Below are 22073 nucleotides of genomic sequence, written 5' to 3'. Positions count from 1 at the left end.
CCATTATTGTTTTTTTTGTTTCAGGATAAATCTACTAAAGGTATTAGTATCATTGATTTAAAAAATGCTCTTCTGATCTTTATTGGTGGAGTATTACTTATTATTTCAATAGGAAAAGGAATCAAGTATTTTAAATAATATTTTGAAGATTACAATACAATGAGAAAAATATTTATACTAATTTCTTTTCTTTCATTGATCAATTATAAATCGCAATTGAAGCAAGGAAGATATGCTAATACTTGCTATAGTTTTGATGCTCCAGCTAGTATACTTTTACTTAAGAAGAACAGTAAATTTCTTTTGATGTATCCAAGTTCTGTCGAACAGTTTTCAGGAATATGGATTGTGAAAAGGGATACTTTGTTTCTGGCATCACAATACCATAGCACGCTGGGACAAAGTGACAGTGTTTCTGTAAACGAAGAAGAGTATTTCATAATAAAAAGAAAGAAATTAATACCTTCCCAAAATGCAAAATGTTTTTTAGTTTTAAAAAATAGATCAATCTCCTAAATCATGATTCCTTTACAAAAAGCTAAAGATTTAATGGATAGTGGACAGTACATGCCCTCACTTACTATTTTAAATACATTAAATGGTTTATCCTCAAAGTCTGAAAGCTACAGGTTGTTGTTCATGGCAAATTGCTGGTATCATTTGAAAGAATTTGATTGGGCAATTGATATCGCTGATAAATTGTTGAAAAATGATGAACATAATGAACTGGCTTCTCAAATAAAATATCTGTCTTTTTGTAAATTGAAAGATTATGATAGGGCTTTTGATGAGATAATAGAGTTCTTATCAAATAATGATGCAGAGCTTTATAAAGTAACTCTGGAAGAATTATTAACAGATATCAAAGAGGGGTTTATTAATGATAAAGAGATAATTTCTAAAATTAAAGAATTAGCATTACAAAATAACTGTTTAAAGTAAGGTAAGACCTGAATAATGGTTTTCATAAAAACAGCAGGATTATTCCTGCTGTTTTTATTGTAAATTGATTGATCTTTATCTTTCAATCATAATATTCTTTACAAGAGTTTCTTCGCCTACTTTCAAAACCCCAATATACACTCCATTTTGAAGACCGGAAACATCTATCTTATTTTCATTATTTACTTTAAGCATTGTTCTTCCTATAGAATTGCTCAGTTCAAAGCTGAAATTATTTTCTTTAGCATCCGGTAATTCAATATTAAGTATATTACTGGCTGGGTTAGGATAGATTTTTACGGCTTCCAATGAGTTTTTAGAAGCGGGTTTGCTCATGGTAATAGTAGCCGTTGCAAAATGCTGTAATGCCCCTACAGTTGCTTTTCCAATCTTATATACATAGACAGGATCCATGTTGGTGAAGGTATCTTTAGAGCTGTGAGGATAGCTGCTTCTTATCCTTTCAAAAAATCCGGTAATCACTTCACCTTTCTGTTCGAAAGGAATATAATCTGTATCAGCAGCCGGATCTACCGCTGTAAGAAGAGGAGAGTAGAGTGCTGTACAGTTTCTTAACTGTTGAGTGACTGCTGCAGAAGCTGCATTGTTGCTGGAAACTCCTCCCTGGTCTTCGTCACAATATACGGTTGTGTTATTATTTCCTTTCACACCTCCTACCTGATCAAGATTGAAGACAAGTTTGATATCCAATTTACGTACACCTCCCTGATATACCACATTATTCACATAATGACTGCTTCCTTTTAATCCCTGCTCTTCACCAGAAAAATGGATGAACTTTATAGAATATTCAGTAGGCACATTTCTCAGAATTCTTGCGGCTTCAAGAATAATAGATGTTCCGCTGCCGTTATCATTCACTCCCGGGCCGTAGATGGTATCGAAATGCCCGCAGATAATGACATATTTGTTAGGATAAAGCGTTCCTGTTTTGGTAATGATTAAGTTTTTTGAGCTGGTACTTCCAAAAGTAAAAGGACTTTCTTCTATCTGACTGGCAGTATAGCCGTACGAAATATATTTGTTTTTAATCCAGTTCAGTGTATTGGTGTTTGCAGCTGAGCCTGTAGTTTTTACACCTAAATTACTAAACTCCTGAAGATTTGTAGTGATATTGGCTTGGGTGACCATATCTGCTCTGTCTTTATAAGCCTGGATAAAACTTTGAGCCCCGATACTCTGCATCATCAATGCAGTGCATAATACTGTGGTAAATTTTTTCATATATAATATTATTTTGGTAACACTAATGTAGTAAATAAATCACAATGAAGTGTTTAATGTTTTAAGATAAAATGAAATTTTTATTATGCTGTCAATATATTTCGCATTGAAAGATGTATGAATGTTGTAAATTCTTTAATATTGGTGATTGACAGAAAAAGAAAAACCTCTGAACAGTTTCAAAGGTTTTATAATTTAATGATATTGAATTGCGAACTATTTTTCGATCATTACTTTTCTTACTACAGTCTGATCTCCGACTTTTAAAATTCCAAGATAAGCACCATTCTCCAATCCGGAAGCATTGATTTTTGTTTCATTGGTTCTCTTGAAAATAGATCTTCCCTGGAAATCAGTAATCTCAAAAGTGAAATTCTTGATTCCGAAATCGGGAAGCTCAATATTGATGACATCCTTTACTGGATTTGGGTAGATTTTTACAGTTTCCAATGTGTTTTTTGCGACAGCTTCATGCGTTCCCAATGTTCCTGTAGCAACTGCGAAATGCTGAAGTGCTCCCACAGCTGCTTTTCCTATATTATAAATGTATACGGGATCTGTATTGGCAAAAGTATCATTTACCGTATGCGGATATGTACTTCTGATCCTTTCAAAGAACCCTGTGATCACTTCGCCTTTCTGTTCAAAAGGGATATAATCCGTGTCTTCTGCCGGATCTACAGCGGTCAGAAGAGGAGAATAGAGTGCTGTACAGTTTCTCAGTTCCTGGGTCACCACTGCAGAAGCCGCATTATTGGATGGAAGTCCTCCCTGATCTTCATCACAGTAAACGGTATTGTTATTATTTCCCATTACACCGCCCACCTGATCAAGGTTAAAGACCAGTTTTATATCTAAAACACGGTTACCGCCTTGATACGCTACTGTATTGGCATAGTGGCTGCTTCCCAGAAGCCCTTGTTCTTCTCCGGAAAAATGAATGAATTTTATAGAATATTCCGTTGGTACATCTTTCAGAATCCTGGCTGCTTCAAGGATAATAGAAGTTCCGCTTCCGTTATCATTAACTCCCAAACCGGTAATGCTGTCGAAATGCCCGCAAATGATAACATATTTATTAGGATATACTGTTCCTGTCTTTGTAATCACCAGATTTTTAGAGTTATAACTTCCTGCAGTAAAAGGATCTTCTGCGATTTGACTGGCTGTATATCCATAGGAAAGATATTTTGTTTTAAGCCACTCAAGAGCGTTATTGTTTGCTGTTGTGCCCGTTTTTTTGACCCCTAAATTAGCGAACTCCTGAAGGTAAGTCGTAATATTGGTCTGCGTTACCATATTCGCTCTGTCCTGATAAGCCTGAATGAAACTTTGAGCTCCAAGACTTTGCAAGGCGATGGAAGCCAGTAAAAAAGTAGCGATTTTCTTCATTTTTATAATTGTAATACATGAAATACTGATAAAATTAACCTTCATCTGTATTTTAAACTTGACATTATTTATTAATGATTATTTTCTTTGTTGTATTTCCCTTATCAGTCTTGATGGTAAATGTATAAACTCCGTTTTTAAGACCTGAAGTATTTATTTTTTCCTGATTTTCAAGGGTTAAAATAGTGTTTCCGGCCATGTCGTTTACTTCAATTTTGAATTGTTTTACTTTTTGCTGAAACTCTACGGTTACAAGATCTTTCGCAGGATTAGGATAAATTCTGATTTCTTCTGCTGATTTCTGTACCGCAGCTTCATGGGTGCTTAAAAGATTATTCGATGTTGTGGCAACGGCAAAATGCTGTAGTGCTCCCACAGCTGCTTTTCCGACATTGAAGACATACACAGGGTCAATATTGGCATAGGTGTCACTTACCGTATGCTCATTATTACTTAGGATCGTTTCATAAAATCCGGTAATCGTATATCCTTTAGCTTCAAAAGGCATATAATCTGAGCTGTAAGCATAAGAAAGATTCGTCTGAAGAGTAGAGTAAAGGGTAGTACATGTCATCAATTCCTGTGTTATGGTATTAGATGCAGCGTTATTGGAAGATATTCCTCCGGTATCTCTTTCACAAGTGATGGTATTGTTATTATTTCCTATAAGGCCTCCTACCTGGTCAATATTTAAAACAAGTTTTATATCCAGAACCTTTGTACCTCCTTGGTAAGCTACATTGTTTACATAATGATTACTTCCCACCAAGCCTTGCTCTTCCCCGGAAAAATGAATAAACTTAATAGAATACTCTGTAGGGATATCTTTCAGAATTCTTGCTGCTTCAAGAATAATAGAAGTTCCGCTGCCATTATCACTTACGCCAGGTCCTACGATGGTGTCGTAATGCCCGCAGATAATGACATATTTGTTGGGATATAAAGTTCCGGTTTTAGTGATAATCAGGTTTTTTGACGGATTGCCTCCGTAGGTGAAAGCATCTTCAGAAAAGTCATTGGCTGTATATCCATAAGACAGATATTTGTTTTTAAGCCAGTCTAGCGCATTATTATTAGCTGTTGTTCCCGTCTTTTTTATTCCAAACCCGGCAAATTCCTGAAGGTTGGTATTGATATTGGCTTGCGTGACCATATCAGCCCGGTTTTTATAAGCCTGAATAAAACTCTGTGCACCAATGTTTTGCACTGCAATGGAAGTCAGCAAAAAAACTACAGCTTTTTTCATTTTGATACTTTATTTTAAGAATTGTAAATATAGCAATAAATCATTATTTATTATTAATAATTAAGTCTTATTCTCTGTAATTGTTTGTTTTTTTAACAATAATATATCTTTTTATATTGTTTATTGTTATGCTAGATTGGTATTCATTAAATGAATTGTATTTATTTATATTTTTCTGTTATTTCAAATATTTATGTTAAAAATTTTATTAATTCATCATCCAACTAGGTAAATGTTACTAATGATATATTAAATAGCCCTGAAATCTGAAAGATCTGAAACTGGATTTCACCCTGAAAACACACGAAAAGAAAAGATATAAAACAAAAAAATCCCGGGAAACCCCGGGACTTTATATTGATAACAAAATCTATTCTACATTATTTTACTTGATCTACAACAGCTTTGAAAGCTTCAGGGTGATTCATTGCTAAATCTGCTAAAACTTTTCTGTTAAGTTCGATGTTGTTCTTTTTAAGAGCTCCCATAAATTGAGAGTAAGACATTCCGTGCTCTCTAGTTCCCGCGTTGATACGAGTGATCCAAAGTGCTCTGAAGTTTCTCTTTTTCTCTTTTCTACCACGGTAAGCATATTGCATTGCTTTTTCTACCGCGTTTTTAGCTACAGTCCAAACGTTCTTTCTTCTACCGAAAAAACCTTTAGCTTGCTTAAAAATTTTCTTTCTGCGAGCTCTTGAAGCTACGGCATTTACTGATCTTGGCATAATTTAAATTGTTTTTTTGAAAAGGGCGGCAACTGATGTTACTCTTATTTGCTCCGTTTCAGGGTTAAAATGTTGAATTTGTTTTGAATTCTTATAAACCGAATATAGATTTATAAAAACTACTTAATTGCTAATTGACGTTGTACGCTTTTCTCGTCCACTTTAGCTACGTAAGAAGTAGTAGTAAGATTTCTCTTCTGCTTAGTTTCTTTCTTAGTTAAGATGTGGCTTTTGTAAGCGTTTTTTCTTTTGATCTTACCAGAACCGGTAAGAGCAAAACGTTTCTTAGCACCTGATTTCGTTTTTAATTTTGGCATTGTTCTGCTTTTTTATTGTTTTTGTTATCAATATCTGTTTTGGTTACTCCTAAAGACATTAGGAATAATAGTGTGCAAAATTACGAAAAAAAAGTGACACATGAAAGTAATTTTTAATGCATACGAACAGGGTTGTCTTTTCTATAGCCTCTTACGGTCAGTTATTCTTATATACTATGATTTGAAAAGGGCCAAAAGATCTCTGTTAATGGTTTAGCTTCCTTAAAATATAGCTGATAATCGGGATTGCAGTGTTTTTCCATTCTCCCTAATTTTAATCTCTTAATTATAAAATATGTTATCATCTGCAGACTTACACCTGGAAAGAGCATTATTTCTTGCTGTTTTGATCGTGTTTTTCGGAACAGGATTTTTATGTACGCTCACCACTTTTATATTTAATTCTATAAGAAAGGAAAATAAAAGCGGACGGTATTATATGCTCTTATTTCTCATCTCCGGAACTATTGGAGTTGCTTTAACTGCATTTTATTTTTGTATGATATTGTTATAAAAGCTGTAATTCAGGTGTTTTAAGGAGTTTTCTAAAAAGGCGCAAATGATTAAAAAACCACTGGTATCAGGGATGTTTTTTTATAATCCCTATTTTTATCTTTGATTCAAAAGTTTACTAAAGATAAAACGGTTAAAAATTCATGGTTTTGATGATAGCTGTTGACAGTCTTTCCCTTAGATAAACATTAATTTATAACTTTTATAGCTTTCTTTTTCACACCCAATTAAAAGATAAATTCTTATTTCGAACAAACACTAAAAAAGTATGGGTAAAAACACTAGCCAAATAAAATTGAGTGAAGGAGAAGCTGTAAAAGTAATAGCTGATCCCGTCCGGATTGTTGTTTTATTTGACAAAATAAAATTATTTTGCAGAAGAAACCGATGTTCAGAAGCAAAATGCTTAGTGAATATGTATAAAACTATGGAATAGCCTCATGAATAAGACTCTTACTTTTATATTGTTGAGTATCATATTGGCACTGTTCACCAGCTGCAAGAATCCCGAGAGAAAAAAAATGAATTTTCCGAATGAGTTGAAAAATACCCATTGGATTGTTGATAGTGGAGGACTTATTGCTCCGGGTGGTGATAAAATTTATAAACTGTCAAAGAGAATAGATTCTACATTAATTCTTAATTTTTATGCTGTAAACTTTTTAGATGAAGAAAAATTTGAAAGTTATGACAGTTGGGAATGTGGAAATGATTGCTTTACAGAAGTATATGGCAGATATTATTTTACGCAGGCCGATCAAATAGAAATGGAAGTTGACAGTATCCGCAAGACAGGAACCTGTGAAGCTCCTACAAAGACTTTCAAACCGGCAAAAGACATGGCCTTTGATATTGTGAAAAAAGGAAAGCAGTTACAACTCATAAGAAAATAGAAATGAACGACTTAATAAAAATTTTTCCGGAATATGAAGACGTATTTTATGATGATATTGAAAATCATAAGAAATATTTTCTGCCGATTTGTTCAATTAATCTAAAACTTATAGATCCTCAGGATGATACGTGGCTGCACATGGTATCGGTAAAAGAACTTTTTGACGGACAAATTGGTTCTTCTACATCCCAATACCACACCCGGTTTACAAAAGCAGATATGGTTGGTTTTGATGTCATTGATGGCAAATATAAATTTGACGCAGACTGGAATTATTTTACTTTTTCCAAAGAAATTGATCCGGCAAATTATAGCGATCAGTATTCAGAGGATGAAATTGAATATAATATGAATAGTGCCATGTATTCATTATTAAAAGAATACTTCAATAAAAATGGAAAGCTCTATGACCGGGATTTTAATCGGCCGGGATTGGAGGTAGAGGATATAAGAAGGCTAGAGCGGCTTCGTAAATTGACAGTGCAGGATCTGGAAACAGATGAGCCTAATGAATATTTACATGAAAGAATTCAGGCAAAAACAGGAGGGATCTTTGATGAAATCAATACAAGTCAACTTCCTTTTGAATTATGTAACTATTCTGGATGTAACCTCTTGGAGAAACCTTATAAAACCGATAATATATTGATGGACTATATTGCGTGCCTGGAGGGATACGATTTTCAAAAAACAGCAGCAGACCAATTGTATTTATTTCATGACAAAGAGCTGCAAAAAGCAGTGATTTGTTTCGAATATACTTAATAACAAGCTCTTTGGAAGACAGTTTTACAAATTACTGTTATTTAATTTCAATAAAATTATTGTAATCAGGAATGTTTTAATGCTTTCCGACGGGATAAAATTTAACAAATGGCACACCGGATTTATTTATACAATTACGATCAAAAATCAAATCAGACATTCGATACCTATCTGGGCGAGTGGAACTATGAAATTCCATTATTGCTGTATCCTCTGCTGGCAGAAGATATCAGAGTGGAAGGTGTTGAGTTTTTCTCTGATAAATACCAGGGAATTGTTCAGTTACGCTACTTTTTCAATCTGTTGGCCGATACTTATCAGCTGCATTACAAAAAAGCTTACTACGAACCTGTCAACAAAATGTTTGAGTTCCTGGAGGCCTTGCCTTACGACTCTTTCGTATTGAATGCAACGGATGTTTTCAATATGAACGAAGAAAAACATAAGGTACAGGCAAAGGAATGGCTGGTGGAAATTCAGCAGAAAAGTAAGCTGTATAAAAAGGCTGTGGAAGCTCAGAATCTTTCGTTGTTGGATTCCTTATTCTCGCAGACAGGGTATTCTTCATTTCTCGAAATTTTACAAACCGACTGGATTAATTACGGGTTGGGATATTTTGAGGAACTTGCTTATAAAAAAGCCGCATCTTCTATATATGAAGAAGGCGGAAAATTTGGACTGAAGGATGCAAAAGGAGGTATTTTAGCTCCTGCTGTTTATGATGAGATTTTTGAAGCAGACTATAATTACAGTATATCTGTGATTCAAAAAGATACTTTATTCGGTTACCTGCAAAGTGATGGAAAAGAATGGATTCCTCCCATATATGAAGATGCTTTTGATGTATTCGATTTTATGCAGGAACCTTTAGGTGAAGTAAAAGTGAATGGAAAATCAGGTATTTTAAAAATCTATTCAAACACATGGATGATTCCTCCCGATTATGATGCTGTTGAAAGAGTAGCCTATGGATTCTTAGGCGTAGAAAAAGGTGGGGAATTTGGGATTTACAACGATGAAAATGGACTGATTATTCCTGTTGAAAGCGAAAGTCCTTATGAATATGATTATTTCCCTGAGCTATTTTTCACCAAACAAAAAGGAACCGGCAAACGTAGATATTATACAAGGGAAGGGAACTATCTGGGTGATTTTCTGGAAGGAAGTATCTTAAAAACAAGTACCTGTTTCTGGATTAAACCGAATAAATTTGACAAGAAAGGAAAATTAATAGATGAAAAAGGCAGTCTTATCATAGACGAAGCGGATCAACTGATTTTAATAGATAATTTTGAAACTCTCGCTGTTCGTAAAGATAAAAACTGGAAGATTTATCACTCCTTAAAACATCAGTTTCTGTTAGAAAATGAATCTATTATTAAAGTAAAAGCAGAATCAAATGTCGGGTATAAAACGAATGTCTTTATCCTTGAAACCCAAGTCGGATCAGGACTTTTTGATGCAGACAATGAACGTTGGTTAATCGCTCCCCAGTCAGAAATTAAACAGATCCATTATGTGGAAAATGGATTTTTATTGGTCCAAAAAAATGAAGGTTGTCAGTTGTTTGATTTTGAGAATGGTCTGTCAACCGAATTGTACGACTATATTTCCAATCCTTTGAATTACAGAACAGAAGAAGGTCTTTTGTTTCTATATCAGGGTGAAAATATGTTTAGAATGAATGAAGATAAAAGCATCCATCGGGTAGAGGCTTCCGGATATGGTGCTATTTATTTGGATCGGTATTCATTCCGGGGGAAAGATTTAGAATACTTTATTTCCTTTTATAAACGTTGGAAGAGCCAGGCAGGTAAAAACTCCGAACAATTCATGGAGGTTGGAATCATTAAAAAAATGGCTTTTGACGCAAAAGAAAATCAAAATTACCACGAAGCGCTTCGTTTGTTTGAGTTATCTGCTCAGAAAGACGACTTGGATAGCTTGGTGGAAATAGGGATATTACTCACTGATCCTGAGATTGAATCATTGTTTGATCCACAAAAAGGAATTATATATTACGAAAAAGCAGCACAAAAAAATCATCCTGTAGCCTGGAACAATATTGGGGCTTTGTATCACAACGGAACAGGATATTCTTTTAATATAAAAAAGGCGATTCAGGCTTATGGGAAAAGCGCTGAGCTGGGTGACGGAATGGCGCTTGCCAATTTAGGTGACCTGTATTATTTTGGAGAACATGTATTACAGGATTATGATAAAGCTTTGGATTTTTATCAGAAAGCAGAGAAAAAATACTATTATAATTACGATAAAATCTCAGAAATCTATTATCAGTTAAGAGATTATAAAAACCTTTTGGTGTATTTAAAGAAAGACTATGATCAGTCTTATTCAGGTATTTATTATGGTATTATCTACGAACTCGGAATGGGAGTAAAAGCAGATTTGAAGAAAGCCATCAAGTATTTTGAACAAGCCAATGCTTATAGTGCCTACGAATATGCAGCTCAACGTTTGGTGTATTACTATGGTGAAGATCCGACTTTTAAAAATGAAAAGAAATTTCAGAAATGGAGATCTTTTGCTGAAAAGCATGGTTTCAAGATAGATTAGCAGGGATTTACCTATATTTACGTTCCTTAATGGAATGAATTTTAATAGAGATAAGGGTTTGATGTACAGGTTATTATTTATATTTATTGTATGTGTTTGTCCGTTTTTTGCTCAGGCGCAGGATGTTTTAAGTAAATTAGAAAAGGAATACAGCCATGCATCAAACAATACAGCAGAACAGCTCAATCTGGCTCCCAAATACGCGACTGCCTTATTTTTTCATAACCTTAAACCGAAGTCTTATCAGGTTTTAGAAACCAATATTTCCATTGCATCAAAACAGGCAGATGGAAAGTATGCCACGATTTTATACGCTGTACAAGCCATGAACTATCGGTTGGATAATAAAACAGCAGAGTCTTCAAAAAGTCTTGACATGGCAAAGGTCTATAGCTTAAAAACCAATAGTAACGAGGCTAAAGGCTATTTTAATTACGCAAAAGGCTGGATTCTGACCCGTAATAACAAAACAACTGATGCCGTTGCGGCTTATCTGAAAGCGATCGACTATTACGAAAACTCACCAACAACCTCCACGCTGTACGGGAGATTTGGCAACGTAGCGAAAGAATTGTCCACTATTTATTCCAACCTCAATGAATATCAGCTGGAAGAGAAATATAGCAAGCAGTTTCTGTTGCTCGCATCCAAACAAAATGATCCCAATCTTATCTTCGATGCCTATATGCGAATGGGGTATGTGTATGAACAAAAATACATTCAAAATCAATCAAATACAGAGCTGAGAAATAAAACAGAGCAGTATTATCTGCAGGCTATTGCGACTTTCAACAAAAATAAAGACAGAATGCTCAACAGAAGCAGTCTTTCTTATGCAGCCATCAATTTAGCCAATTTATATACCGAGTTTGACAGTGATAAGGCGATGCAATACGCTCAGCTGGCCAATAAAGTGAGCCTGGAAACCGGTGATGCCATTCATATCGCTTCTTCATTTGGGATTCTGGCAGAACTGGCGCTGCAGAATAAGAATTATAATTTAGCCAAATCTTATTTTCTAAAAGCCTCCATGGAAATTGGGAAAAGTCCGGTCCGAGATCATAATATTGAATTGTCTATTCTTGAATCTTTATCCAGAATTAGTGAAGAGCAGGGGAATTACAAAGAAGCGCTGACTTATTATAAAAGTTATGTAGATAAATACAAAAGCGTTTACGATCAGGAAAAACTGGATATTACCAAAAGATTAGAATCACAGTTTGATAAAGAACGACAGGAACAGAAATATATCAAGTTACAGCTGGAAAGTGACAAGAAAGCACAGGAAATTAAGTTGATTAACATTTTGCGTGCACAGCGCGAACAGGTCTACAACAACTTAAAGCTGGTGGAAGAAAACCAGCGTGAGCGATTGAAATTTTCAGAACTTGAATCGGAAAAAAAAGAACAGCAGCTTCGTTTAGCAAAACTGGAAACCCGGCAGAAGAATAATGATATTAACAACTTTAAAAAGCTCTTGGCATTCAAAGAGAAGATCAATACGTACTACATTTTCTTTATTATCTTTTTCATTGTTCTGATTCTCTTATTGCTTTATGCCTATAAACAGCGTGCTAAGTCTATGAAACAAAGAGACGAATTGCATGCCCTGGCCATGGAAAAAGAGAAACAAAATTCCAAAATTTCCACACTTACTGCATTGCTTGAAGGGCAGGAGCAGGAGCGTGGCCGTCTTGCCCGTGATCTTCATGACGGATTGGGAGGATTGCTCTCAGGAACTAAGCATCAGTTGTCTTATTTAGACCCTCATCAATCCGAAAATATAGAAGAAGGAATTTCAAAATCAATTGATCAGATTGATGGAGCTGTAGAAGAGTTAAGAAGGGTAGCACATAATTTAATGCCCGATTTATTAACGAAATACGGTTTGGAGGTAGCCATTCAGGAGTTTGCTTCCCGTATCTCCAATAGTGCATTGGAGATCCATACTGAATTTATTAACTACAGTAATTCCATATCACAGGAAAAGCAGCTGATTATCTACAGAATCATTCAGGAATTGGTGAATAACGCGATAAAACATGCCGATACTTCAGAAATTATTGTTCAGGTGAGCGAAGAAGAAAATCTGTTAAACCTTACGGTAGAAGATAATGGTAAAGGTTTCGATCATACCAACCTGGACGTTAGAAAAACAGCAGGGTTTCACAATATAGAATTAAGAGTCCAATTTTTAAAAGGAACAATGAATATCACCTCCGAATTGAATATTGGTACCAGTATAGAAATTCAAATTCCTATTTATTAAACATGATAAAAGTAGCCATAACAGATGATCATCCACTTCTCTTAGAAGGGTTGAAGAATATTTTAGGAAACAGCGATACCATAGATGTTGTAGATTGTTTCAGAAACGTTTCAGAAATGAATGCAGGCCTGGCGAAACAAGCCGTTGATATTTTACTGCTGGACATCAATCTGGTAGATGTCAACAGCATCGAACTGATAAAACCTTTAAAGAAAAAGTATAGTAACCTTCAGATTATCATCCTCAGCGTTCACAATGAACTGCCTGTTATTAACAGTTCTTTGGCGGAAGGCGCTTTAGGATATATTCAGAAAAATGCTTCAGTTTCCGAAATCCTTGAAGGAATCACTGCCGTATATACCGGTAACCGGTTTTTATGCTCACAAACCAGGTCCGTTCTGGAGAAAAAATCAACAGATGGATTAAATCATGTTCCAAAACTGACACGAAGAGAAAAAGAAATTTTAGCTGAAGCAGCAAAAGGACTTACAACCAATCAAATGGCAGAAAAACTCTTTATCAGCCCGCACACGGTGGAAAGCCACAGAAAAAATCTTATTGAGAAATTTCAAACCTCTAATCTTAGTTCCGCCATTAAACTGGCTATAGAATACGGTTTGGTGATCGAATAAAATATTCATCCAACAAAAAGGCCTGCTTACATCGTAAAAGCAGACCTTTTTTATATAATCAAATAATCGGGTGTGTACTCATTAATCTTTGAATCTCAAAGCTGCCTGGAACAGATTTTTTTTTCCTACTAAATCATATTCGTCATTATATACAGGCTCATACATTAATATGAAAACCCTGTCGTTAAAATCCGTTAAATCAATAGGTTGATCTGCCATGATATCATAAAACCTTGTAATAGTGCGGGTAGCTGTCCATTGTTTTGCATTACCTTTAGGATTTTTATCGAATCTATGATCTTTAGCATCGGTATAATACCAGTATGATGGCGCAGAATCCATCAGAAACATTTCTTTGTCCTTATTATACAATTCCTCCGCCATGCCCGTATTCTGAAACCATGCAACCTCAGTGTTCAAAATGCCTAAAGCTCCTGCATAAACATCTTTATTCGTAGTGGCCCCCACTAGAAACCCTTCCAGATTGGAAGATGTAATTTCAAATTGGAACGTTGTTTTTTTCAGGTCATAAACATCGTTGACAGGTTGAATTACCTTTCCGTCCTGTTTAATAACTACTTTCAGTGATTGTGCGAAGGTTATAAAACTTAATAAACAAAAAAGGATGGTCAAACTTAATTTTTTCATTGTATCTCTTTAAATATTACCGCAAAGATATTGGACTTTATAGCTATAAACACTGGCTGATTTCAGGGGTTTTTATTCTAAACTTAAATTAATTTTACCCTTAAAAAATTTTTCCTAAAACAGATTTGCTTTCAACTGGATTTTTATATAAGCTGCTTTCTGCTTTTTACCATTGGCTGAAGCTGAATTGAGTGGATAGACTTCTGCATAAAAAGTATCATTATCAGTCCAGAATGCCTTTTTATTATCTGCTATTTTGAAGTTGGTGAAATTCACGTACAAAAGATTATCTTGCTTCTTTGTTTGTGGAAAATATTTAGAAATAACAAAATTACTCCCCACATCATTATTGGATGAAACAGAAGTAACTCAGCCTTTAGTAGGAAGAATTTGTGGATAGCCTTCTGTACCCAGCTCAAACATCACTGCGTTTTTTATACTGTAAAAAGAATAGAAGGAATCTACAACTTCGTCAGAATTTTCTTTGAAAACCTCCAGGTTTAAGAAAGGTGACTGTCCCACATATTCATTAGCAAGCGGCCCGGTTTCTGTAGAAATATTTTCATGTTGTGTAATGACTTCTTTTCTTCCATTTTCTATGTATACCCAGTTGCCATCCTGCAGTTGTATATTCGGATTTTTTACCAATGCTTCACCAATTTGATTTTTTGAGCTGGCTTTAAATTCCTGTTCTGAAATCTCAGCAATGGTACCAAATTTCTTAAAAGATTTGTTCTTAAAATCACTCGATTCCTTAAATGTGCTGCTTCTGATCTCGTAAAGATCTACGCCTTTTAAAGTAAGTTCATATGCCGGAGTGAATTCTGACTTCAGGACAAACGCTTCAATACTGTTCGAAATATTGTTATTAATGCTATAATGAATAGAGTAGAAGTCCTCAAATTCTTCAAATCCGTAATAATTATCAAACTTATTATAAGCCATTTTCATATGAGCAGCATCTTTATTCGGAGCCGCAAAAAATTGTATAGAATCCAGCTTGGTAAATAATTAAAATGGAACATCCTGTACATTATCTACCCCTTTTATTTTTTTGAAATTGGCCAGTGTTATCGTTTTTTGCTTAACTTCAGTTTCTACTTTGTTTGTTTCTGTTGTTTTATTCTGCTGATTGCATCCCACAAAAACAATCATAGATGAGATGAAGAATTGATTTAAAGCTTTCATTTTATATTTTTTGGTAAATGTATCAGTATTCAGTACAGATACCAACAAAACTACCTGGTATAGGGAATAAATGGCTGAAAACAGGGATATATTGAATGAGAGAATTTGGACAATTTTACCAAACGATAAACTAAGTATTGTAAAATTATTTATAAAAAATGAAAAACGTAATAATCAGCCTTTCAATTGTGACCGCTTTACTAGCTTCCTGTTCACCCGCTACAGACAAAAAAGTGGAAAAAGTGGCTTCTACAGATGCTAAAACAGCTCCGGTTTCTACACCTGCTCCGGAAAAAAATAATACATCAACATCAGAGCTACCGGGTGAGCTTTCAGAACTTGTTCCCATTGATCTCCTGAATAGTAAAAGTGTAAATGTGTATGAGAAATATGGCATAGAATTCTCCGGAAACTGTTATTCATGCGATTTGACAAGTGTATCCATAACCAAAGAGAAAATAATATGGACGAATGTCTGTGATGAAAAAGATACCTTTGAAATTAGTGATTTTTCATTCTCTAATGAAGGAAACAAAACCATTTTTAAAACACCGGAAAGAACTTATATCGTAACGCAAATAGATAAAGCACCCGTTTACGAACTCGTTATAGAAGGGAAAAAGCTGGAATTAAAAAACAAAAGAATATCAAAATACTTTACCACCGAAAAAGCTTTGCCACTTTTTACAGAGCATGACTGTGGTAATTTTGAGGGATAACAGGCATCTTGCCGTTGATTCAATGGGTAGAATAGTATGGATCAGCGATATTTACAGTCTTTTCTAAAATTTTTAGTATAAAAAAACCTCAAATTGCTTTGAGGTTTCTTTATATTAAAATAATGACTTAATTATTTTGCTGGTTTTTTAGGACTCATCATCATAATCATCCTTTTTCCTTCAAGTTTAGGAAGCTGGTCTACTTTACCCACGTGCTCTAGTTCCTGAGCAAGTTTTAAAAGCAAAATTTCTCCCTGATCCTTAAAGATAATCGAACGTCCTTTAAAAAATACGTAGGTTTTTAGCTTAGAACCTTCTTCAAGGAATTTTTCAGCATGCTTCTTTTTGAATTCATAATCATGGTCATCTGTCTGAGGCCCGAAACGGATCTCTTTTACAACCACTTTTACTTGCTTAGCTTTAAGTTCCTTCTGTTTTTTCTTTTGCTCATATAAGAATTTTTTGTATTCTAATATTCTTGCAATAAAAGGTTCGGCCTTATCAGAAATTACTACTAAATCCAATTCCTGTTCAGCAGCAATCTGTCTTGCTTTGTCAATTGGATAAATTCCTGGCTCTACGTTATCGCCCACCAAACGAAGCTCTCTCACACGAATTTTATCGTTGATCAAGTGTAAGTCCTCCTGTACAGGACGTCTTTGTGGGCCCCTGTTGTTAAATCTTTGTGCTATTGTATTATAATTTTATTGGTTAATTACTTAATTTAATTGATTTAAATATTTAAAAATTGAAAGATTCTGTTCTGGTATTAATCCTTTGAATCCTTCAATCTTTTAATTTTAAATTATATGGCTGCTTCTTTTTTAAAGTAAGCAACGAAATCCTCCAGTTTCATCACTCCAAGATCTCCTTCTCCACGTCTTCTTACAGAAATCGTACCTTCATTTTCTTCATTTTCCCCTACTACAAGCATAAAAGGAATCTTATTCAATTCCGCATCACGGATTTTTTTACCTGTCTTCTCGTTTCTGTCGTCAATCTGACCGCTAATATCGTGATTTTCCAAAAATTGTGAAACTTTTTTTGAATAATCTACATATTTTTCACTGATCGGTAGAATAATAAACTGCTCCGGGCTTAACCATAATGGGAAATCACCTGCTGTGTTTTCCAACAAAATAGCAATAAAACGCTCCATAGAACCAAATGGTGCTCTGTGGATCATTACCGGTCTGTGTTTTTCATTATCATTTCCGATATAATGAAGATCAAATCTTTCAGGAAGGTTATAATCTACCTGGATTGTTCCCAGCTGCCATTTTCTTCCCAAAGCATCTTTCACCATGAAGTCAAGCTTAGGTCCATAGAATGCCGCTTCGCCGTATTCCACAACTGTTTTTAATCCTTTCTTCTGAGCTGCATTGATGATGGCACTTTCTGCTTTCTCCCAATTTTCATCAGAACCGATATATTTTTGTTTGTTTTCAGGATCTCTTAATGATACCTGAGTTACAAAATCTTCAAACCCTAAAGATTTGAAAACATAAAGAGTTAAATCGATTACTTTTTCAAATTCTTCAGAAAGCTGATCCGGAGTACAGAAAAGGTGAGCATCATCCTGAGTAAATCCACGAACTCTTGTCAATCCGTGAAGCTCTCCACTTTGCTCATATCTGTAAACAGTTCCGAATTCTGCATATCTCTTAGGCAAATCTCTGTAGCTCCATTGTGAAGTCTTGTAAATTTCACAGTGGTGAGGACAGTTCATTGGCTTCAATAAGAATTCTTCTCCTTCATTCGGAGTTTTGATCGGCTGGAAGCTGTCTTCCCCATATTTATCCCAGTGTCCTGAAGTTACATAGAGTTCTTTTGCCCCAATGTGTGGAGACATTACAAACTCATAACCTCCTTTTTTCTGAGCATCTGAAAGAAAATTTTCAAGCTTTCTTCTTAAAGCAGTTCCTTTTGGTAACCAAAGTGGCAACCCGGCACCTACTTTTTCAGAGAATGCAAAAATTCCAAGTTCTTTACCTAATTTTCTGTGGTCTCTTCTTTTAGCTTCCTCTAATCTTTCAAGATATTCAGTAAGGTCTTTCTGTTTAGGGAAAGAAATACCATATACTCTTGTCAATTGAGGGTTCTTTTCATTTCCTCTCCAATACGCTCCTGCTGCATTTAAAATTTTAACCGCTTTTACGATTCCAGTATTCGGAATGTGACCACCACGACATAAGTCTGTGAAGTTATCATGCGTTACAAAAGTGATTTCTCCATCATTGAGATTAGAGATCAATTCCACTTTGTAAGGATTGTCTGCATATGTTTTTAAAGCATCTTCTTTAGAAACCGGGTAAAGGGAGAAGGTAGAACCTTTCTTCGCGTTTTCTAAGATCTTTTTTTCAATCTTTTCAAAATCTTTTTCAGATAAGCTTTCATCCCCGAAATCTACATCATAGTAGAATCCGCTTTCAATGGCAGGGCCAATCGTCAACTTAGCATTAGGATAAAAGTCAAGGATAGCCTGCGCCAAAAGGTGGGCAGAAGAGTGCCAGAAAGCCTTCTTTCCAAGATCATCATTCCAGGTCAAAAGCTGTACCGTAGAATCCGTGGTTATAGGTGTGGTTGTTTCTACTTGTTTGTCATTAACAATTGCGGAAATGGTGTTTCTAGCCAATCCCTCGCTTATAGATTTTGCCACATCTAGAGGAGTCACTGCTCCCTCGAATTCTTTGACACTATTGTCTGGAAGTGTAATTTTTATCATTGTTTACTAAGAAATTTTAAGAGGCAAAAATACGGAATTTTTAGATAAAATACTATATCCATCTGTATTTAGAATGAGAATTAATATCGAAAATAGAAAGATTTTTAACGTTTGGGAGTCATATGCTTTAGATTGCAGTGTTCTCAGAAAATAATTCTGTCACTTTTATTGCCTTAGTATAACTGGAATTTGTCGTTTTCTCGGGTTTGTTTTTTAATAGATTACAGAAAAAGCAATAGAAATTTTAAATCTTACAAAAAGAATAAAAATATAAGTTTAGAAGATTAAAAGTAATATCTTAATCCGATGAATACAGGGTATTGATACAATAATAAAAGGTTAGAATAAATGAGGACAAGAAATTGTATTTGTCTTTTATAAATTTCTGAAATACAATAGACCCTATTCAATCAGAATCCAATACATATTAATTTCAAAAATTACAATCCCTATGAACAGGATAAACATCGATTTACATTGTGATCTTTTATATTACCTTTTAAGATCAGATTCAGCGCTTGATGATAAAGAAATAGGTTGTTCGCTGCCTTATTTACAGGATGGAAATGTAAAGCTTCAGGTGATGGCAATGTATGCAGGAACAGGTGCAAACAGTACGGTTCACGGACTGGAACAAAGCAAATTATTTTCAAAGCTTATCAAAAACGAGAATTTTTTCCTTTTTAACAATGATAATTTTAACAATCCGGAAAATAAAAATCGGGTAGGAGTCATCGCTTCTATCGAAAATGCATCTGCTTTCTGTGATGAAAACCAAAGCCTGGAATCCGGATTTAAAAACCTGGAGACAATTATTGAAAATACTGAAAAAGTCTTTTATATCGGAATTACGCATCATCTGGAAAACCGTTTTGGAGGCGGTAATAATGCTACAGCAGGCTTGAAAGACGATGGTAAAGTACTGATCGACTATATTTCTAACCGGAAAATTGCCATTGATTTAGCTCACACAAGTGATCAGCTGGCTTATGATATTTTCACTTATATTGATCAGAGAAATTATTCAATTCCTATTCTTGCAAGCCATTCCAATTACAGAACTGTTTATAAAAACAATAGAAATCTCCCTGATGAACTGGCGAAGGAAGTGATCAACAGAAAAGGATTGATTGGCCTGAATTTTATCAAAGATTATGTTGATATTGAACATCCTGAAAGACTTTATGAGCATATTCAATACGGACTTGATCTTGGCGGAGAGGATAGTATAGCCTATGGTGCAGATTATTTTTACTGGAAGGATCATCCGGACACATCCCGTCATCCTTTTTTCTTTCCTGAACATTCCAACGCTTCGGTATATCCGGCAGTCAATAAAGAAATTGAAGAGCGGTTTTCAACTGAGTTGGTAGAAAAGATCAGCCATAAAAATGCACTGAATTTTATAGAGAATATGTATAAATAAAATCATTTCTTGTCGGTTGAATCAAAGCATAATTATCAGGTCGCTTCTCTGGAGCTATAATTTTAAAACAAATACGTCCTATTAACAATTAACTCCCATTGGAGTTGGATTTGATCCCATCGGGATCTGCTTTTAATAGAAAAAAAGATGAAGTCCTCATAAAAATAAAGCTCCAGAGAAGCGACCTGTTAATACTAACTCTGTGAGAGAGTATATTAAAAAGAAAACAGCTGATCTGGTGTTTGATTTTACATGAAATAAACATGACAATACTTTGTAAATTAATGGTTTGTGTGATTTTATTTAATGCTTTCTTTTATACTTTGCTTTCTGCTTGATAATCTCGATGACATCTACATTCTGGACTTTAGATTTAATCCATCCATGGATGTCAATATAAAATAACGACCGTCTGTAATATTCATTTTTAGAATATGTTTCCAGCTTTTTATCAAAACTTTCAAACGCTTTCTGCCTTTGATCCAATACCTGATTATTAAGATTCTTAAAAAACTGAATACTTTCAAAATGAAACTCTTCAGGCTTTTTCATTTTTTTGGCAAACTTTAAAGTAGAAGCGATAAATTCATCATAATCTTCATCATTGCCTGACTCATATTTTGCCATTAAAATCAGAATCCTGGTATGAAACAGCAGATCTTCCTGTACATTTCCCTTAGATTCTATGATCCTCATAGAATACTCAATAGACTTGTCAAACATTTTACTGCCGAAGAACATGGCCGCCATTTTCAGATAGAGAATCATAAAATGGTGTTCATCTATTCTTTCTCTGAGTTTTTCCATTTTTAATTCCACTTCAGGAATAAGCTTGGTTCCTGTGAAAAACTCCCCCTTTACAAAGTGAATATTCATCAGCGTATTGTAATGGGTAAGAAAAATAAGGGACTGAAGATTTTCATTCTGGATAAAATTCTCAGCATGTACCATTTTATTGAAATTCGCGAAATGCTCCTCCAGAATATCAATATTTCCATATAAAAACAGGATTTTCAACAGATAAGTATTCCCTTTGATATACCAAACCGGGTGGCTGTAGATCATTTCAGGCTTTTTATGAAAAAGATCAACCCACTGATAAGCATATTTCAAGGTGTATTTATAATCCTGCAAAAGCTGGTTTTTCCAGACATGAGCTTTATAGTACCAAAGTTTTTCTGTGAAGTTTAGCTTCTCAGGGATTATATTTTTAATCTGGGCATTAAAAACATCCATTACTTCCTGCCGGTCTGCATCATTTTTTACATAGCCGTGGGTAAGCATTTCACTGTATAATTTCAGAGAAAGATTAGACAGTTTTGTGGTGTAGCGGTTCTGTTTGCTGATCTCCTGAGATTGCTTGATAAGCTCTTCAGCACGGCCTTCAATACTTCGAGTAATGAATTGTGATTCAATTACTTTTTCAAGGTCTATGATTTCAGAAGCAATACTTTTTTCATCCAGTTCCAATGCAGACTGCTTGGTTTTGTCCAATATCTTCAGAGCCTGCTTGTAAAGTCCTTTCTGATACAGAATATTGGCGAAATCGAGCTGCTCACGAAGCTGAATTCTATAGTTTTGATGACTCGGGTTCATACGGAGACTTACGAGGATCTGTTTATAAAGATGGGCTTTAAGATTGGAAAGCTGCTGTTTGGTAGAGATTTTTTTCTCAATAATTATACTTTCATCATATTCCTTCATCTTATCCATTTCGGAAAAGAGCAGCAGAAATTTGGCATCTACATTAATTCCGAGACGGTTCACATATAACTTGAACTGTCGTTTTTCAGAGGTGGTCAATGACTTTACCAATACAAACAAAAAATCTTTCTGCAATTCTGCCATT

Annotated in this window: 20 protein-coding genes; 8 read left to right on the top strand and 12 right to left on the bottom strand. The window is 34.8% G+C overall.

Annotated elements, in window-relative coordinates:
• The first annotated feature begins 519 nt into the window (after window positions 1-519).
• Complete coding sequence (locus ACTJIP_RS13685) at window positions 520-942, top strand: hypothetical protein (RefSeq protein WP_219072655.1); 423 nt, start codon at window positions 520-522, stop codon at window positions 940-942.
• 75 nt (window positions 943-1017) lie between these two features.
• On the opposite strand, the gene ACTJIP_RS13680 is transcribed toward ACTJIP_RS13685, so the two are convergent.
• The 5 genes from ACTJIP_RS13680 to rpmI all read right to left on the bottom strand — a co-directional run bounded on the left by ACTJIP_RS13680 (window position 1018) and on the right by rpmI (window position 5867).
• Window positions 1018-2187 carry a M28 family peptidase gene (locus ACTJIP_RS13680; protein ID WP_440704713.1) on the bottom strand — a complete coding sequence of 390 codons (1170 nt, stop codon included), beginning with the start codon at window positions 2185-2187 and terminating at the stop codon, window positions 1018-1020.
• A gap of 216 nt (window positions 2188-2403) precedes the next feature.
• Window positions 2404-3579, bottom strand: coding sequence for a M28 family peptidase (locus tag ACTJIP_RS13675; RefSeq protein ID WP_440704712.1), 1176 nt, complete (start codon window positions 3577-3579; stop codon window positions 2404-2406).
• 64 nt (window positions 3580-3643) lie between these two features.
• Window positions 3644-4825 carry a M28 family peptidase gene (locus ACTJIP_RS13670; RefSeq protein ID WP_440704711.1) on the bottom strand — a complete coding sequence of 394 codons (1182 nt, stop codon included), beginning with the start codon at window positions 4823-4825 and terminating at the stop codon, window positions 3644-3646.
• 380 nt (window positions 4826-5205) lie between these two features.
• Window positions 5206-5550 carry a 50S ribosomal protein L20 gene (gene rplT, locus ACTJIP_RS13665; protein WP_034694451.1) on the bottom strand — a complete coding sequence of 115 codons (345 nt, stop codon included), beginning with the start codon at window positions 5548-5550 and terminating at the stop codon, window positions 5206-5208.
• Between the two features lie 119 nt (window positions 5551-5669).
• Window positions 5670-5867 (bottom strand): 50S ribosomal protein L35, encoded by a 198-nt coding sequence (gene rpmI / locus ACTJIP_RS13660; RefSeq protein WP_002979658.1) that lies wholly within the window; start codon window positions 5865-5867, stop codon window positions 5670-5672.
• 1034 nt (window positions 5868-6901) lie between these two features.
• On the opposite strand from rpmI, the gene ACTJIP_RS13655 reads away from it, so the two are divergent.
• The 5 genes from ACTJIP_RS13655 (at window position 6902) to ACTJIP_RS13635 (ending at window position 13518) form a co-directional block, all read left to right on the top strand.
• Window positions 6902-7273 (top strand): hypothetical protein, encoded by a 372-nt coding sequence (locus tag ACTJIP_RS13655; protein ID WP_228408857.1) that lies wholly within the window; start codon window positions 6902-6904, stop codon window positions 7271-7273.
• Window positions 7274-7275: 2 nt separating this feature from the next.
• Complete coding sequence (locus ACTJIP_RS13650) at window positions 7276-8040, top strand: hypothetical protein (RefSeq protein WP_077417564.1); 765 nt, start codon at window positions 7276-7278, stop codon at window positions 8038-8040.
• A 108-nt stretch (window positions 8041-8148) separates the two neighbouring features.
• Window positions 8149-10617, top strand: coding sequence for a tetratricopeptide repeat protein (locus ACTJIP_RS13645; protein WP_440704710.1), 2469 nt, complete (start codon window positions 8149-8151; stop codon window positions 10615-10617).
• 61 nt (window positions 10618-10678) lie between these two features.
• On the top strand, window positions 10679-12886 hold the full coding sequence (locus ACTJIP_RS13640) for a tetratricopeptide repeat-containing sensor histidine kinase (RefSeq protein ID WP_440704709.1): 2208 nt from the start codon (window positions 10679-10681) through the stop codon (window positions 12884-12886).
• 2 nt (window positions 12887-12888) lie between these two features.
• Window positions 12889-13518, top strand: coding sequence for a response regulator transcription factor (locus tag ACTJIP_RS13635; RefSeq protein WP_077417558.1), 630 nt, complete (start codon window positions 12889-12891; stop codon window positions 13516-13518).
• A gap of 81 nt (window positions 13519-13599) precedes the next feature.
• Here the strand turns inward: ACTJIP_RS13635 and ACTJIP_RS13630 are convergent, their stop codons facing one another.
• The 4 genes from ACTJIP_RS13630 to ACTJIP_RS13615 all read right to left on the bottom strand — a co-directional run bounded on the left by ACTJIP_RS13630 (window position 13600) and on the right by ACTJIP_RS13615 (window position 15354).
• The gene (locus ACTJIP_RS13630; RefSeq protein WP_440704708.1) at window positions 13600-14166 is read right to left on the bottom strand and encodes a hypothetical protein; all 567 of its coding nucleotides are present in this window, start codon (window positions 14164-14166) and stop codon (window positions 13600-13602) included.
• A gap of 114 nt (window positions 14167-14280) precedes the next feature.
• The gene (locus ACTJIP_RS13625) at window positions 14281-14442 is read right to left on the bottom strand and encodes a hypothetical protein (protein WP_257468906.1); all 162 of its coding nucleotides are present in this window, start codon (window positions 14440-14442) and stop codon (window positions 14281-14283) included.
• A gap of 93 nt (window positions 14443-14535) precedes the next feature.
• Entirely contained in the window at window positions 14536-15117 is a 582-nt protein-coding gene (locus ACTJIP_RS13620; protein WP_257468907.1) for a hypothetical protein, read from the bottom strand.
• A gap of 60 nt (window positions 15118-15177) precedes the next feature.
• Window positions 15178-15354, bottom strand: coding sequence for a hypothetical protein (locus ACTJIP_RS13615; RefSeq protein WP_228408852.1), 177 nt, complete (start codon window positions 15352-15354; stop codon window positions 15178-15180).
• Window positions 15355-15512: 158 nt separating this feature from the next.
• Between ACTJIP_RS13615 and ACTJIP_RS13610 the strand changes: the two genes are divergently transcribed.
• Window positions 15513-16073 (top strand): hypothetical protein, encoded by a 561-nt coding sequence (locus ACTJIP_RS13610; RefSeq protein WP_077417554.1) that lies wholly within the window; start codon window positions 15513-15515, stop codon window positions 16071-16073.
• 131 nt (window positions 16074-16204) lie between these two features.
• On the opposite strand, the gene infC is transcribed toward ACTJIP_RS13610, so the two are convergent.
• Both infC and thrS read right to left on the bottom strand, forming a co-directional pair.
• Entirely contained in the window at window positions 16205-16705 is a 501-nt protein-coding gene (infC, locus tag ACTJIP_RS13605; protein ID WP_172625635.1) for a translation initiation factor IF-3, read from the bottom strand.
• A gap of 173 nt (window positions 16706-16878) precedes the next feature.
• Window positions 16879-18798, bottom strand: a complete 1920-nt coding sequence (gene thrS, locus ACTJIP_RS13600; protein WP_077417552.1) for a threonine--tRNA ligase — start codon at window positions 18796-18798, stop codon at window positions 16879-16881.
• Window positions 18799-19249: 451 nt separating this feature from the next.
• Between thrS and ACTJIP_RS13595 the strand changes: the two genes are divergently transcribed.
• Window positions 19250-20224 carry a dipeptidase gene (locus ACTJIP_RS13595; RefSeq protein WP_426482844.1) on the top strand — a complete coding sequence of 325 codons (975 nt, stop codon included), beginning with the start codon at window positions 19250-19252 and terminating at the stop codon, window positions 20222-20224.
• A gap of 303 nt (window positions 20225-20527) precedes the next feature.
• Here the strand turns inward: ACTJIP_RS13595 and ACTJIP_RS13590 are convergent, their stop codons facing one another.
• Entirely contained in the window at window positions 20528-22072 is a 1545-nt protein-coding gene (locus ACTJIP_RS13590; RefSeq protein ID WP_440704707.1) for a hypothetical protein, read from the bottom strand.
• Between the last annotated feature and the right edge of the window lies 1 nt (window position 22073).

Source organism: Chryseobacterium sp. 22543 (assembly GCF_052044565.1).
Classification (GTDB): Bacteria; Bacteroidota; Bacteroidia; order Flavobacteriales; family Weeksellaceae; genus Chryseobacterium.
Note: the sequence above shows the minus strand (reverse complement) of the source record. Positions and strands in the feature narration are given on the sequence as shown.